Source organism: Pseudomonas sp. Cab53 (assembly GCF_018325965.1).
GTDB classification, from domain to species: Bacteria; Pseudomonadota; Gammaproteobacteria; order Pseudomonadales; family Pseudomonadaceae; genus Aquipseudomonas; species Aquipseudomonas chlororaphis_E.
Genome location: NZ_AP021902.1, coordinates 4,211,867 through 4,226,209 on the forward strand (window position 1 = coordinate 4,211,867; position 14,343 = coordinate 4,226,209).

Annotated in this window: 12 protein-coding genes and 1 pseudogene; 9 read left to right on the top strand and 4 right to left on the bottom strand. The window is 63.4% G+C overall.

Annotated features, from left to right (window positions below; all coding sequences use genetic code 11):
- The first annotated feature begins 42 nt into the window (after positions 1 to 42).
- The 9 genes and pseudogenes from KI241_RS18315 to KI241_RS18355 all read left to right on the top strand — a co-directional run bounded on the left by KI241_RS18315 (position 43) and on the right by KI241_RS18355 (position 9,849).
- On the top strand, positions 43 to 1,041 hold the full coding sequence (locus KI241_RS18315; protein WP_212802842.1) for a phosphoesterase: 999 nt from the start codon (positions 43 to 45) through the stop codon (positions 1,039 to 1,041).
- Positions 1,042 to 1,298: 257 nt separating this feature from the next.
- Complete coding sequence (gene ccoG, locus KI241_RS18320) at positions 1,299 to 2,714, top strand: cytochrome c oxidase accessory protein CcoG (protein WP_212802843.1); 1,416 nt, start codon at positions 1,299 to 1,301, stop codon at positions 2,712 to 2,714.
- An 11-nt stretch (positions 2,715 to 2,725) separates the two neighbouring features.
- Complete coding sequence (locus tag KI241_RS18325; protein ID WP_042728026.1) at positions 2,726 to 3,265, top strand: FixH family protein; 540 nt, start codon at positions 2,726 to 2,728, stop codon at positions 3,263 to 3,265.
- Between the two features lie 160 nt (positions 3,266 to 3,425).
- A complete protein-coding gene (locus KI241_RS18330) occupies positions 3,426 to 5,876 on the top strand; it encodes a heavy metal translocating P-type ATPase (protein WP_042728027.1) in 2,451 nt (816 codons plus the stop codon).
- Positions 5,877 to 5,900: 24 nt separating this feature from the next.
- Positions 5,901 to 6,119, top strand: coding sequence for a cbb3-type cytochrome oxidase assembly protein CcoS (ccoS, locus tag KI241_RS18335; protein WP_042728028.1), 219 nt, complete (start codon positions 5,901 to 5,903; stop codon positions 6,117 to 6,119).
- Positions 6,120 to 6,198: 79 nt separating this feature from the next.
- Positions 6,199 to 6,794, top strand: a pseudogene (locus KI241_RS18340) (sulfite exporter TauE/SafE family protein).
- 218 nt (positions 6,795 to 7,012) lie between these two features.
- Positions 7,013 to 8,395: an oxygen-independent coproporphyrinogen III oxidase gene (gene hemN, locus KI241_RS18345; protein ID WP_212802844.1), complete on the top strand. Its 1,383-nt coding sequence runs from the start codon at positions 7,013 to 7,015 to the stop codon at positions 8,393 to 8,395.
- 94 nt (positions 8,396 to 8,489) lie between these two features.
- Positions 8,490 to 9,224, top strand: coding sequence for a fumarate/nitrate reduction transcriptional regulator Fnr (fnr, locus tag KI241_RS18350; protein ID WP_042728031.1), 735 nt, complete (start codon positions 8,490 to 8,492; stop codon positions 9,222 to 9,224).
- 76 nt (positions 9,225 to 9,300) lie between these two features.
- Positions 9,301 to 9,849, top strand: a complete 549-nt coding sequence (locus KI241_RS18355; protein WP_042728032.1) for an adenine phosphoribosyltransferase — start codon at positions 9,301 to 9,303, stop codon at positions 9,847 to 9,849.
- 111 nt (positions 9,850 to 9,960) lie between these two features.
- Here the strand turns inward: KI241_RS18355 and recR are convergent, their stop codons facing one another.
- The 4 genes from recR to dnaX all read right to left on the bottom strand — a co-directional run bounded on the left by recR (position 9,961) and on the right by dnaX (position 14,339).
- Positions 9,961 to 10,563, bottom strand: coding sequence for a recombination mediator RecR (gene recR / locus KI241_RS18360; RefSeq protein ID WP_042728052.1), 603 nt, complete (start codon positions 10,561 to 10,563; stop codon positions 9,961 to 9,963).
- Between the two features lie 66 nt (positions 10,564 to 10,629).
- Positions 10,630 to 11,664, bottom strand: coding sequence for an NADP-dependent oxidoreductase (locus KI241_RS18365; protein ID WP_212802845.1), 1,035 nt, complete (start codon positions 11,662 to 11,664; stop codon positions 10,630 to 10,632).
- Between the two features lie 198 nt (positions 11,665 to 11,862).
- Positions 11,863 to 12,201: a YbaB/EbfC family nucleoid-associated protein gene (locus KI241_RS18370; RefSeq protein WP_003183512.1), complete on the bottom strand. Its 339-nt coding sequence runs from the start codon at positions 12,199 to 12,201 to the stop codon at positions 11,863 to 11,865.
- A 62-nt stretch (positions 12,202 to 12,263) separates the two neighbouring features.
- Positions 12,264 to 14,339: a DNA polymerase III subunit gamma/tau gene (gene dnaX / locus KI241_RS18375; protein WP_042728034.1), complete on the bottom strand. Its 2,076-nt coding sequence runs from the start codon at positions 14,337 to 14,339 to the stop codon at positions 12,264 to 12,266.
- Between the last annotated feature and the right edge of the window lie 4 nt (positions 14,340 to 14,343).

Here is a 14,343-nt window from a genome sequence, read left to right on the forward strand (position 1 = left end):
GCCCCTGGAACAAATATCCATTATTCATAGAAAAGGATTTCCATGAAAAAACTGACTGACTTGAAACTTCTATCCGCTTTGTTAGTGCTCTACGGCGTGCCGGCCGCTCATTCATTGGCGGCGGATGTAGCACCCAGTGCTATCGTATTTGCCGCCAGCCCGAAGTACCCCTCCAGCGAAAAATCCGAAAACGGTGAGGCCGAATCGGCCAGCGATACGGCGTCCCGCTCCCGCTGGCTGATCGACGCGCAGTACACCAGCATCGCCGAGTTCCGTGCGCAATCAGGAGGACCCGCCGCGGTGCCTGTCATGATCAACGGCAACTTGACCCGGTCAGGTCAGGCCAGCGAGCGTTCTTATATCAAGACGGTTTTGCAGAACAAACTGAACAATATCTACGACTACGGCCTGGGCAATCATGACTACGACTTCAATGTCGAAAGTTGCGCCAGTTGTGCGGCCGGAAGTGTCGACGACTTCAAAGAACGCTACTGGGGAAAAACCCGGAACATGGACTTGTCGGCCAGGGCTTCAGGCCTGACGAAAACCTGGTATGGGAGCCTGGCCTATGCCAGGGATTTTGGCGATGTGCACCTGGTTCAATTGCATAACCAACCCACGTATTCGGTGAATTTTTCCACCCACGCCGTGTTCAATACCACCGCCTACGAAATTACCGCGTCCCTCGATTGGCTGGAGCGCGACCTGCAACAGGCGCGCTCTCAGGGAAAAATCATTCTGTTGAGCCTGAACCAGCCGTTCCGCTGGCCAGTCCCGGTGGCTGAGATCACCCGTTTCAAGCAATTGATCGAGGATCATGGCGTGACCGCTGTATTTTCCGTCGATGGGAACAACAAGCCCGGGGCCCATCTGCCCAACTACACCTACGGCGACGTGCCTTTGTTCACCAGCGGCTCGGCTGTCCGGAAAACCTGGCTGCATGCCAAGCTCTCCGACGACAGGAAACACCTGACCGTGCACATCATTGCCGACAACGACTGGCGCAATCCTGTCGCCAGTCACACCGTTGAGGTCCGGTAGCCTTTCAAGCGGCGTCAAAGGGGTTCCCATTGGCGCCGTCCGCCGCGGCTGGACGGCTATACTCGACAAGTCAATTGATCTGGATCATGACTTGTTACATCCGCTACACCATTCGACCCTTGCGCCCAACGCGACCAAAGGTCGCACCCTTGAGCTAGAGCGACAGGCGTATCATTGCGCCACTGCAACACCCCTTTGTGACCGTGGTCGGCACGTACTGGCCTTGGCACTTTTCCACTGCCGTGGGATGCATTTTGATGAGTAATCAGATTCCGGTACATGACGTCACCCCGCCTGCCAAGGACGCGAACAAAAGCGTCGACCTGTACGCCTCTCGGGAAAAAATTTACACCCGTGCCTTCACCGGCCTGTTCCGCAACCTGCGGATGGTGGGTGGAGCGGTCCTGTTCCTGCTGTACTTCGGTACGGTCTGGTTGAACTGGGGCGGCCACCAGGCCGTCTGGTGGAACTTGCCTGAACGCAAATTCTTTATTTTTGGCGCGACCTTCTGGCCCCAGGACTTCATCCTGCTGTCCGGGCTGCTGATCATTGCCGCCTTCGGGCTGTTTTTCATCACCGTCTATGCCGGACGAGTCTGGTGCGGCTATACCTGTCCGCAAAGCGTGTGGACCTGGATCTTCATGTGGTGCGAGAAGGTCACCGAGGGTGACCGCAACCAACGTATCAAGCTCGATAAGGCGCCCATGGGGGCCAACAAGTTCCTGCGCAAGTTCGCCAAGCACAGCCTCTGGCTGCTGATCGGCTTCGTCACCGGCATGACCTTCGTCGGTTACTTCACACCGATCCGCGAGCTGGTGTTCGAGTTTTTCACCGGCCAGGCCGACGGCTGGTCGTACTTCTGGGTCGGTTTCTTCACCCTCGCCACCTACGGCAACGCCGGCTGGCTGCGCGAACAAGTGTGTATCTACATGTGTCCTTACGCTCGTTTCCAGAGCGTGATGTTCGACAAGGACACCCTGATCGTTTCCTACGACCCGCGTCGCGGCGAAAGCCGTGGCCCGCGCAAGAAAGGCGTCGACTACAAGGCCCTGGGCCTGGGCGATTGCATCGACTGCACCATGTGCGTCCAGGTCTGCCCGACCGGGATCGACATCCGCGACGGCCTGCAGATCGAGTGCATCGGCTGCGCGGCCTGCATCGACGCCTGCGACAACATCATGGACAAGATGGATTACCCCCGCGGCCTGATCAGCTACACCACCGAACACAACCTGTCCGGGCAAAAAACCCATAAACTGCGTCCGCGCCTGATCGGCTACGCCCTGGTGCTGCTGGCCATGATCAGCTTGCTGGTGGCGGCGTTCTTCATGCGCTCGCTGGTGGGGTTCGACGTCAGCAAGGACCGCGTGCTGTACCGCGAAAACGCCGAGGGGCGGATCGAGAACGTCTACAGCCTGAAGATCATGAACAAGGACCAGCGCGACCACACCTACATCCTGGAAGCTGCCGGCCTGCCCGACCTGAAGCTGCAAGGCCGGAGGGAAATCAAGGTCGCGGCCGGCGAGATCTTCAGCCAGCCGGTCGAATTGTCCAGCGCACCGGAGCAATTGCCATCGAGCACCAACGAGGTGACCTTCATCCTCAAGGGTGCCGATGACGAAAGCGTTCACGTTGAAGCCAAGAGCCGATTCATCGGCCCACAAACTCGTTGAGAGAACTGAACATGCCTGCAGCAACCGCCACCAGCCCTTGGTACAAGCACCTCTGGCCGTGGATCATTATCGGGATCCTGACCTGTTCGGTGACACTGAGCCTGACGATGGTGACCATTGCGGTGAAAAACCCGGACAACCTGGTCAACGACAACTATTACGAGGCTGGCAAGGGTATCAACCGTTCGCTGGAGCGCGAATTGCTGGCCCAGACCCTGCAACTGCATGCCAACGTGCAACTGGACGACGTCACCGGCGAAGTGAACCTGCACCTGAACGGCAACAGCCGCCCGCAGACGCTGGCATTGAGCCTGATCTCCCCGACCCAACCGGAGAAAGACCGCAAGATCGTCCTGACCCGCAATGACAGCGAACCCGGTCGCTACGTCGGCCAACTGGCGGACAAGATCGAGGGCCGACGCTTTGTCGAATTGCTGGGGGTGGAGAACGACAAGACCTGGCGGTTGTTCGAAGAAGAACAGGTCAACCATGGCCAGGACATCCTGCTGGGCGATGAACCGCTGCAAGGCGCCGAAGACCTGAAGAAGTAAATCGCTTCTGGGTGGCGGGGTCGCGAAGCGGCCCCGTTCTTCGTCTGACCGGCTCATCCGACTACGACTGCTGCGCAGCCGAGCGGGAACAAGACCCTCGCCACAACAGCGCCCATAAACCCGCAAACGCCCCAGCCATAAAGGCCTTCATGCGACAACCATGACCACTCCCCAGCCCTGCTACCACTGCGCCCTGCCCGTCCCTCCCGGCAGCCGCTTCACCGCCGTTGTCCTGGGTGAAACCCGCGAGATGTGCTGCCCGGGTTGCCAGGCGGTGGCCGAGGCGATTGTCGCAGGCGGCCTGGAGAGCTATTACCAGCACCGTAGCGAAGCGTCGGCCAACCCCGAAACCCTGCCGGTACAGTTGACCGATGAGCTGGCGCTGTACGATCGCCCGGACGTGCAGCAGTCGTTCGTGCACCATGAAGGCGAGCTGGCCGAAACCACCCTGTTGATGGAAGGCATCAGTTGCGCCGCCTGCGGCTGGTTGATCGAAAAGCAACTGCGCAGCTTGCCGGCGGTGGCCGAGGCGCGGCTGAACCTGTCCAATCATCGCCTGCATGTGCGCTGGGCCGACGCTCAATTGCCGCTGAGCACGCTGCTGGCCCAGTTGCGCCAGATCGGCTACGTCGCTCATCCGTACCAGGCCGACCAGGCCAGCGAGCAACTGGCGGCCCAGAATCGCCTGGCCCTGCGCCAGTTGGGCGTGGCCGGGCTGCTGTGGTTCCAGGCGATGATGGCAACCATGGCCACCTGGCCGGAATTCAACATCGACCTGAGCCCGGAGATGCACACCATCCTGCGCTGGGTGGCCCTGTTCCTCACCACGCCCATCGTCTTCTATAGCTGTGCGCCCTTTTTCAAGGGCGCGATGCGCGACCTGCGCACCCGGCACCTGACCATGGACGTTTCGGTGTCCCTGGCCATCGGCAGTGCCTACATCGCCGGGATCTGGACATCGATCACCGGCGCCGGCGAGCTGTATTTCGATGCCGTGGGCATGTTCGCCCTGTTCCTGCTGGCCGGCCGTTACCTGGAGCGCCGGGCCCGGGAACGCACGGCCGCGGCCACCGCGCAACTGGTCAACCTGTTGCCGGCCTCATGCCTGCGTCTGGCGGATGACGGCCAGAGCGAGCGGATCCTGCTCAGTGAACTGCGCAACGGCGACCGAGTGCTGGTGCATCCAGGGTCGGTGCTGCCGGCCGACGGCAGGATCCTGGAGGGCCAATCCAGCATCGATGAGTCACTGCTGACCGGCGAATACCTGCCCCAGCCACGCCAGGCGGGCGATGCGGTCACGGCAGGCACGCTCAACGTCGAAGGCGCCCTGACGGTGGAGGTGCTCGCGCTCGGCCAGGACACTCGCCTGTCGGCCATCGTGCGCTTGCTGGAGCGAGCCCAGGCCGAGAAACCGCGACTGGCGGAGATCGCCGACCACGCCGCCCAGTGGTTCTTGCTGTTCTCCCTGGTCGCCGCAGCGGCCATCGGCTTGCTGTGGTGGCAACTGGACGCGTCCCGGGCCTTCTGGATCGTGCTGGCGATGCTGGTCGCCACCTGCCCTTGCGCGCTGTCCCTTGCCACGCCGACGGCGCTCACCGCCGCCACCGGCACCCTGCACAAGCTCGGCTTGCTGTTGACCCGCGGCCATGTGCTGGAGGGCCTGAACCAGATCGACACGGTGATTTTCGACAAGACCGGCACGCTCACCGAAGGTCGCCTGGCGTTGCGTGCCATCCGACCGCTGGCCGCCCTCGACAGCGACCAATGCCTTGCCCTGGCCGCTGCCCTGGAAAATCGCTCCGAGCACCCCATCGCCCGCGCCTTCGGCCGCGCCCCCGTGGCCGCCGAGCACGTACAAAGCACCCCCGGGCTGGGCCTGGAAGGCCTGGTGGAAGAGCAACGCCTGCGCATCGGCCAACCCGGTTTCGTCTGCCAATTGAGCGGCGCAACCGTACCGACGATGCCGGACGAACCCGGACAATGGCTGTTGCTGGGCGATGCCGGCGGGCCGCTGGCCTGGTTCGTCCTGGACGACCGCCTGCGCGCCGATGCCCCGGCCCTGCTGGCCGCCTGCCAGGCCAGGGGTTGGCGGACACTGCTGTTGTCGGGCGACAGTTCGCCGATGGTGGCCAGTGTCGCCGCCGACCTGGGCATCGACGAGGCGCGGGGCGGCCTGCGTCCGGACGACAAGCTGGCGGTGTTGCAGCAGTTGCACCAACAGGGCCGCAAGGTGCTGATGCTCGGCGACGGCGTCAACGACGTGCCGGTACTGGCGGCGGCGGACATCAGCGTCGCCATGGGTTCGGCCACCGACCTGGCCAAGACGAGCGCCGACGCCGTGCTGCTGTCCAACCGCCTCGACGCCCTGGTCCACGCCTTCAACCTGGCCCGACGCACCCGCCGGGTAATCATCGAGAACCTGGTGTGGGCAGGCCTGTACAATGGCCTCATGTTGCCGTTCGCCGCCCTCGGCTGGATTACGCCGGTGTGGGCGGCGGTCGGCATGTCCATCAGTTCGTTGACCGTGGTGTTGAACGCGCTCAGGCTGACCCGTCAGCCCCGCACGCCAGTGTTCGACACCACGCCCGATACCCGCCCGCTGCCGGCCTGAGCCGCGCGGGCATGGAGTTCCCAGATGCCAGCTCTCTACGTGATGATCCCGGCCGCGCTGCTGATCGTGGCCATCGCCGTGTACATTTTCTTCTGGGCCGTGGACAGCGGGCAGTACGACGACCTCGACGGTCCGGCCCACAGCATCCTGTTCGACGACCAGGATCCTAATCACCAGGCCGCGGTGGACGAAGCCGACGGCCAGGCCCGCGGGCCGGACGACAAGGCCCCGCCTCATGCTTGACCTGGCACCCTTGCTGGTTTCGGCGGTGATCCTCGGCCTGCTGGGTGGCGGCCATTGCCTGGGCATGTGCGGCGGCCTGATGGGCGCCCTGACCCTGGCGATCCCCAAGGAACAGCGCAGCCGGCGCTTGCGGCTGCTGCTGGCCTACAACCTGGGACGGATCCTGAGCTATGCCTGCGCCGGCCTGTTGATCGGGCTGGCCGGCTGGGCCGTGGCCAACAGCCCGGCGGCGATGTTCATGCGGATACTGGCCGGCCTGCTGTTGATCGCCATGGGCCTGTACCTGGCGGGCTGGTGGAGCGGCCTGACCCGCATCGAAGGCCTGGGCCGCGGCTTATGGCGGTACATCCAACCCGTGGCCAACCGCCTGCTGCCGGTGTCGAGCCTGCCCGGGCCTTGTTGCTCGGCGCGCTGTGGGGCTGGCTGCCTTGCGGGCTGGTCTACAGCACCCTGCTGTGGTCCGCCAGCCAGGGCAATGCGCTGGACAGCGCCCTGCTGATGCTGGCTTTCGGTCTTGGGACCTGGCCGGTGCTGCTCGCCACCGGCCTGGCCGCCGAACGCATCACTGCCCTGCTGCGCAAACGCAGCGTGCGCATGGCCGGCGGCTTGCTGGTGATGCTCTTCGGCCTCTGGACACTGCCAGGGCCGCACCAGCATTGGCTCATGGGGCACTGACAGGATTCCCCGCCCCACCCCTGTGGGAGCGGGCTTGCTCGCGAAAGCGGTCTATCTGTTTCGGTAATGTTGGATGTACCGCCGCCTTCGCGAGCAAGCCCGCTCCCACAGAGGACGTGCAGCGGTCCTTGCCGGTCGCCCCCGTTGATGCAAATCAACACGCCCCGCCGTCCGCCCCCTAGACTCCGCCCATGCCAGCCTATCCGGGGAACGCCCGCATGCTCGACGCCATTCGTTGGGACTCAGACCTGATCCGCCGCTACGACCTGGCGGGACCGCGCTACACCTCGTACCCGACTGCGGCGCAGTTCGGCAGCCAGGTGGGCACCTTCGACCTGCTCCACGCCCTGCGTGACAGCCGCAAGGCACTGCGACCACTGTCGCTGTATGTGCATGTGCCGTTCTGCGCGAACATTTGCTACTACTGCGCCTGCAACAAAGTCATCACCAAGGACCGGGGCCGTGCCCACGCCTACCTGCAACGCCTGGAGCAGGAAATCCAACTGATCGGCTGTCACCTGGACCCGGCCCAGCGGGTGGAGCAGTTGCACTTGGGCGGTGGCACCCCGACCTTCCTCAGTCACGACGAACTGCGCCAACTGATGGGCAAGCTGCGCAAGCACCTGAACCTGCTGGACGACGATTCGGGCGACTACGGCATCGAAATCGATCCCCGGGAAGCCGACTGGTCGACCATGGGGCTGTTGCGGGAGCTGGGTTTCAACCGGGTCAGCGTCGGCCTGCAAGACCTCGACCCCGCCGTGCAACGCGCGGTCAACCGCCTGCAAAGCCTGGACGAAACCCGCGCCGTGATCGAAGCCGCGCGCACCTTGCAGTTCCGTTCGATCAACATCGACCTGATCTACGGCCTGCCCAAGCAGACCCCGGAAAACTTCGCCCGCACCGTCGAAGAAGTCATCCACCTGCAACCGGACCGTCTGTCGGTGTTCAACTACGCCCACCTGCCGGAACGCTTCATGCCCCAACGGCGCATCAACGGCCAGGACCTGCCCAACCCGGAGCAGAAACTGGCGATGCTGCAAGGCACCATCGAACAACTCACCGCCGCCGGCTACCGCTACATCGGCATGGACCACTTCGCCCTGCCCGACGACGACCTGGCGATCGCCCAGGAAGAAGCCACCCTGCAACGCAACTTCCAGGGCTACACCACCCACGGCCATTGCGACCTGATCGGCCTCGGCGTATCGGCCATCAGCCAGATCGGCGACGTGTATTGCCAGAACAGCAGCGACCTGGCCCATTACCAGAACACCCTCGCCGACGGCCAACTGGCGACCAGCCGCGGGTTGATCTGCAACGCCGACGACCGCCTGCGGCGCGCGGTGATCCAGCAGTTGATCTGCCATTTCGACCTGACCTTCGCCGACATCGAGCACGCCTTCGGCATCGATTTTCGCGCCTACTTCGCACCGCTGTGGCCGCAATTGCTCAGCATGGCGCAGGACGGCCTGATCGAACTCGACAACCACCACATCGCCGTGCTGCCCGCCGGACGCCTGCTGGTGCGCGCCGTGTGCATGGTTTTTGACGCCTATCTGGAGCAGCACACCCGACAAAGATTCTCCCGCGTCATCTAAGCGCGACAATTTGACGGTAAAACCACACTGGCCCAACCCCCTGTGCTGGGGTACCCTTACGGCCTATGTGTGTTTTCCCACAAGGATTTAAGAAATGTCCGAGCCAGTCAAACTGCGCGCCCACAACCAGGCTCATTGCAAGGATTGCAGCCTGGCCCCCCTCTGCCTGCCACTTTCGTTGAACCTGGAGGACATGGACGCGCTGGACGAGATCGTTAAACGGGGACGCCCGTTGAAAAAAGGAGAATTCCTGTTCCGCCAGGGCGACACCTTCGATTCCGTCTACGCCGTGCGCTCGGGCGCCTTGAAAACCTTCAACCTGAGCGATGGCGGCGAAGAACAGCTCACCGGTTTCCACCTGCCCAGCGAGCTGGTCGGCCTGTCAGGCATGGACACCGAGAGCCACCCGGTTTCGGCCCAGGCGCTGGAAACCACTTCGGTGTGCGAAATCCCGTTCGAACGCCTCGACGAACTGGCGCTGCAATTGCCGCAGTTGCGTCGCCAGTTGATGCGGGTGATGAGCCGGGAAATCCGCGACGACCAGCAGATGATGCTGCTGCTCTCGAAAAAAACCGCCGACGAGCGCATCGCCACGTTCCTGGTGAACCTCTCCGCACGGTTTCGCGCCCGGGGCTTTTCGGCCAACCAGTTCCGCCTGAGCATGTCGCGCAACGAAATCGGCAACTACCTGGGCCTGGCGGTGGAAACCGTGTCCCGGGTCTTCACCCGCTTCCAGCAGAACGAATTGATTGCCGCCGAAGGCAAGGAAATTCACATCCTCGACCCAATCCAGCTCTGCGCCCTGGCCGGCGGCTCGATCGACGGTTGATGGACGAGCGCGGCTGAGGGATTGCCCCAGCCGCGCTATACTGCCGCGTTTGCAGCCCTGCCAGGACACTTCGACGATGGTCTTCGATTCCTTCGACATCAAATCCCTGATCCGCCCCGTGATCGACTTCCCCAAGCCGGGCGTGATCTTTCGCGACATTACCCCGCTGTTCCAGTCCCCGACCGCCCTGCGCCTGGTGATGGACAGCTTCGCCCACCGCTATGTCGAGGCCGAGTTCACCCACATCGGTGCGATGGACGCGCGCGGCTTCCTGATCGGCTCGATCCTGGCCTATCAACTGAACAAACCGCTGGTGCTGTTTCGCAAGCAAGGCAAGCTGCCAGCGGACGTGCTGGCCGAGGGTTACCAGACCGAATACGGCGAAGCCTTCCTGGAAGTGCACGCCGACAGCCTGTGCGAAGGGGACTCGGTGGTGATGTTCGATGACCTGATCGCCACCGGCGGCACGCTGATCGCCGCCGCCAACCTGATCCGCCGCATGGGCGCCAAGATCCACGAGGCGGCAGCGATCATTGACCTGCCGGAACTGCTGGGCTCCCAGCGCCTGGAAGACATGGGCATCCCTACGTATTGCCTGACGCAGTTTTCCCTGAGCGAACGCTAATCGACTGTGGGAGCGGGCTTGCTCGCGAAAGTGGTGTGTCTGCCAGATAAATGTGGCTGATCCACCGCTTTCGCGGGCAAGCCCGCTCCCACAGGAGTTTTCGGGTGTTTGTCAGAGGGTAATCGGCTTGCGCCCGGCAAACGAGTGCGCCAGCGTCCCGCCGTCCACCAACTCAAGCTCCCCGCCCAGCGGCACGCCATGGGCGATGCGAGAGGCGATGAGGCCCTTGTTGTTCAGCAGTTGGGCGATGTAATGGGCGGTGGCCTCACCTTCGACCGTGGGGTTGGTGGCGAGGATGACTTCGGTGAACGTGCCCGCCTCGTCGATGCGCGCAATCAATTGAGGGATGCCGATGGCTTCCGGTCCCAGGCCATCGAGGGGCGACAAATGCCCCTTGAGCACGAAATAGCGCCCGCGGAACCCGGTCTGCTCCACCGCGTACACATCCATCGGCCCTTCCACGACGCATAACAGGCTGTCGTCCCGGCGCGAATCGGCGCATTGAGGGCACAGGTCATCTTCGGTGAGGGTGCGGCACAAACGGCAATGCCCGACCCCCTCCATGGCCTGGCTCAGGGCCTGGGCCAAACGCAAACCGCCACTGCGATCACGCTCGAGCAATTGCAACGCCATGCGCTGGGCAGTTTTCTGACCTACACCCGGCAAGGTTCGCAGGGCATCGATCAGTTGGCGAATCAAAGGGCTGAAGCTCATCGAGGAAATGTCCGACATGACAACGAGACGCGGTTTATACCCGCGCCTCCGATTAGCGTCAAATACTCAATCCTGAGCGACCCGTACCACCAACTTGCCGAAGTTGCGTCCTTCCAGCAGGCCGATGAAGGCTTGCGGCGCATTTTCCAGGCCATCGACCACGTCTTCGCGGAACTTGACCTTGCCGTCCCGGACCCAGGGCGCCATGGCGCTGATGAACTCCGGCTGCCGGTCACCGTAGTCGTCGAACACGATGAAGCCCTGTATCCGCACGCGCTTGGTCAGCAACGTCCGCTGCAATTGCGGCAAGCGATCCGGGCCACTGGGGGGCTGATGTTCGTTGTAGGAGGCGATCAGGCCACAGAGTGGAATCCGTGCCTTGGCGTTGAGCAGTGGCACCACGGCATCGAAAACCTTGCCGCCGACGTTCTCGTAATAAATGTCGATGCCCTTGTCACAGGCCTGGGCCAGCTCTTCGGCAAAATGTTCGCTGCGGTGATCGATACAGGCGTCGAACCCGAGCTCGTCGACCACGTACTTGCATTTCTCATCGCCGCCGGCCACGCCGACCACACGCAGGCCCTTGATCTTCGCCACCTGGCCGACCACCGAACCAACGGCACCCGAGGCTGCCGCCACCACCAGGGTTTCCCCGGCCTTGGGTTGGCCGATGTCCATCAGTCCCATGTAGGCGGTCATGCCTGGCATGCCCAACACGCCCAGGGCCATCGACGGACTGGGCAGCCCGGACGGGACAGGGATCACGTTGCGTCCGTCGCTGATGCTGTGGCTCTGCCAGCCCGTGCCCCCGACCACCAGGTCGCCCTCCTGGAATTTCGGATGCCGCGAACGCTCCACGCGACTGACCGCCCCACCCGTCATCACCTCGTCGATTTGCACCGGCGCCGCGTAGGAAGGCGCATCGCTCATTCGCCCACGCATGTAGGGGTCCAGGGACAGGAACAGGGTCTTGAGCAAGATTTGTCCGTCCGCCAGGTCAGGCAACGTCACTTGCTCGATGCGAAAGTTCTCCGCGGTGGGAGCCCCCTTGGGACGGGACGCGAGGACGATGCGCTGGTTGGAGGTCGATGCTTGTGACATGGAAGCGTCTCCTTGATCGTTGAGTGAACCGCTATAGGGAGCAGACCATTGCCGGGGGTGTGGCGTTCGATGTTTGTTCGCAGGGACCCCTTCGCGAGCAGGCTCGCTCCCACAACGATGCCCGCTGCGCAGCAGAAACAAAAATGCCAGGCGCGATGCCTGGCATTGTGTGTAGCCCATCCCGAGCGGGATGGCGAATCAGAACGGCAGTTTCATGCCCGGTGGCAGTTGCATGCCAGCGGTCATGCCGGACATCTTGTCCTGGCTGTTGGCTTCGATCTTGCGCACCGCGTCGTTCACGGCAGCGGCGAACAGCGCTTCGAGCATTTCCTTGTCATCTTCGCTCAGGCCTTCGACCACGCTCGGGTCGATGCTGACGCGCTTGATGTCATGGCGGCCGGTCATGACCACGGTCACCATGTCGCCGCCGGACTTGCCGGTGACTTCGGCGTTGGCCAGCTCTTCCTGCATCTTGGCCATTTTTTCCTGCATCTGCTGCGCCTGCTTCATCAGGCCGGCCATGCCACCTTTCATCATGGGAATCACCTCGAAAGTACTTGGGTAAACAAAACGCCGGCCCGTTCGGCCGGCGCCCTCAGTTATGAGCCCTGGGTGACCGGGGCCTCGACAGGTTCGATAGTATCGTGACGCACCACCGCGCCGAACTGTTGCATCATCTGCTGGATGAACGGATCACCGTGGATCGACTCCTCGGCCTCGCGCTGACGGTCGGCACGGCGACGGGACGCGGCCTGGGCCGGGGTTTCCTGCTCAGGTTTGATCAGCTCGATGCTCAGCGTCAGGGTGCGCTGGTGGTACTGGTTCAACGCCTCGTTCAGGCGACGCTGTTGGGTGGCGTTGAACAATGCGCTGTGGGCCGGGTCCAGGTGCAGCAACCAGTGGTCCCCTTCCACGGAAATCAATGTGCAGTTGGCGGCGATGCTACCGGTCATGCCGGTGATCGGCAGTTTCGGGAACAGCTCCAGCCATTGCAAGGCCAGCCCGGTGGCCGGCATTGCCGCCGGTTCCGGTTCAGGCTCGGGAGCCGGCTCGGCGGCATGCTCGCTGGCCAGCTCGTCCAGGTAGCTGTAGGCCGAGTCCAGGTCCGGCTCGATGTAGTCTTCGTCCAGCGGCGGTTCGTCATCCAGGTCCATGCCCGGCGTGGCGATCGCGACGTCGGCCACTGTCGGCTCCGGCACCGGGGCGGCGACCCACTCGGGCGCCTCGGGCACCACGCTGTCGGGTGTCGGCAAGGGCATCGGCGGCAACTCGGGCTGCTCGGCGACGGTTTCCAGTACGGGCTCCACCGCTGGCTGCTGGACGATGGGCGGCTCGACCGGGTCGTTCCAGGGCAAATCGATCACCGCTTCGGCGACTGGCTCGGGTTCAGGCTCAGGTTCGGCCTCGAGCACTGTCTCAGGCTCGGGCGCGGCAGGTGCGACGACCGGCGTCGGGACCGGGGCCGGCGCTGGCGGAGCAGAAGCCACTGCCGGCGCAACGACGGGCGCGGCAGCCACTGGCTTGGCGGAATCAGCTGTGGCCTGGCTGATCCCCACTGGCTTTAGCGGTTGCCTCGGGGCGTCCGCCGTGTCGGCCGGGCGGAACGCGAGCATCCGCAGCAGGACCATTTCGAAGCCACCGCGCGGGTCCGGCGCCAGGGGCAGGTCGCGTCGGCCGATCAGGCCCATCTGGTAGTAGAACTGTACGTCTTCGGCCGGCAGTGCCTGAGCCAGGGCCAGCACCCGGTCACGGTCGCCGTGGCCATTGTCGACGCCCTCGGGCAAGGCCTGGGCGATGGCGACCCGGTGCAGCACGTTGAGGATTTCCGAAAGCACGCCACTCCAGTCCGGGCCTTGCTCGGCCAAGTGACGCACGGCTTCGAGCAGAGCCTTGGCATCGCCTTCGATCAGCGCCTGCAACACGTCATAGACCTGGCCATGATCGAGGGTGCCGAGCATGGCCCGCACATCGGCCGCCATGACCTTGCCTTCGCCGAACGCGATGGCCTGGTCGGTCAGGCTCATGGCATCGCGCATCGAGCCATCGGCGGCGCGACCGAGCAGCCACAATGCATCGTCCTCGAAAGGCACGTTCTCCACGCCCAGGACGTGGGTCAGGTGCTCGACCACCCGCTCCGGGGTCATGTTCTTCAAGGAGAACTGCAGGCAGCGGGACAGGATCGTCGCAGGAAGTTTCTGCGGGTCGGTGGTCGCCAGGATGAACTTGACGTAGGGCGGCGGCTCTTCGAGGGTCTTGAGCAACGCGTTGAAGGAATGACTGGAGAGCATGTGCACTTCGTCGATCAGGTAGACCTTGAAGCGCCCACGGCTCGGGGCGTATTGCACGTTATCGAGCAGCTCGCGGGTGTCCTCGACCTTGGTGCGACTGGCGGCGTCGATCTCGATCAGGTCGACGAAACGGCCTTCGTCGATTTCCCGGCAGACCGAACACTCGCCACACGGGGTCGAAGTGATACCGGCTTCACAGTTCAGGCATTTGGCGATGATCCGCGCGATCGTGGTCTTGCCCACGCCACGGGTTCCGGTAAACAGGTAGGCGTGGTGCAGCCGCTGGCTGTCCAAGGCATTGATCAGAGCCTTGAGCACATGGGTCTGGCCGACCATTTCGCGGAACGAGCGCGGACGCCATTTACGTGCAAGAACCTGATAACTCATCGAA

Bases quoted from the DNA above. Each gene is read 5' to 3' on its own strand.
- KI241_RS18315 (WP_212802842.1), top strand. From the start codon at position 43: ATGAAAAAACTGACTGACTTGAAACTTCTATCCGCTTTGTTAGTGCTC.
- ccoG (WP_212802843.1), top strand. From the start codon at position 1,299: ATGAGTAATCAGATTCCGGTACATGACGTCACCCCGCCTGCCAAGGAC.
- KI241_RS18325 (WP_042728026.1), top strand. From the start codon at position 2,726: ATGCCTGCAGCAACCGCCACCAGCCCTTGGTACAAGCACCTCTGGCCG.
- KI241_RS18330 (WP_042728027.1), top strand. From the start codon at position 3,426: ATGACCACTCCCCAGCCCTGCTACCACTGCGCCCTGCCCGTCCCTCCC.
- ccoS (WP_042728028.1), top strand. From the start codon at position 5,901: ATGCCAGCTCTCTACGTGATGATCCCGGCCGCGCTGCTGATCGTGGCC.
- hemN (WP_212802844.1), top strand. From the start codon at position 7,013: ATGCTCGACGCCATTCGTTGGGACTCAGACCTGATCCGCCGCTACGAC.
- fnr (WP_042728031.1), top strand. From the start codon at position 8,490: ATGTCCGAGCCAGTCAAACTGCGCGCCCACAACCAGGCTCATTGCAAG.
- KI241_RS18355 (WP_042728032.1), top strand. From the start codon at position 9,301: ATGGTCTTCGATTCCTTCGACATCAAATCCCTGATCCGCCCCGTGATC.
- recR (WP_042728052.1), bottom strand. From the start codon at position 10,563: ATGAGCTTCAGCCCTTTGATTCGCCAACTGATCGATGCCCTGCGAACC.
- KI241_RS18365 (WP_212802845.1), bottom strand. From the start codon at position 11,664: ATGTCACAAGCATCGACCTCCAACCAGCGCATCGTCCTCGCGTCCCGT.
- KI241_RS18370 (WP_003183512.1), bottom strand. From the start codon at position 12,201: ATGATGAAAGGTGGCATGGCCGGCCTGATGAAGCAGGCGCAGCAGATG.
- dnaX (WP_042728034.1), bottom strand. From the start codon at position 14,339: ATGAGTTATCAGGTTCTTGCACGTAAATGGCGTCCGCGCTCGTTCCGC.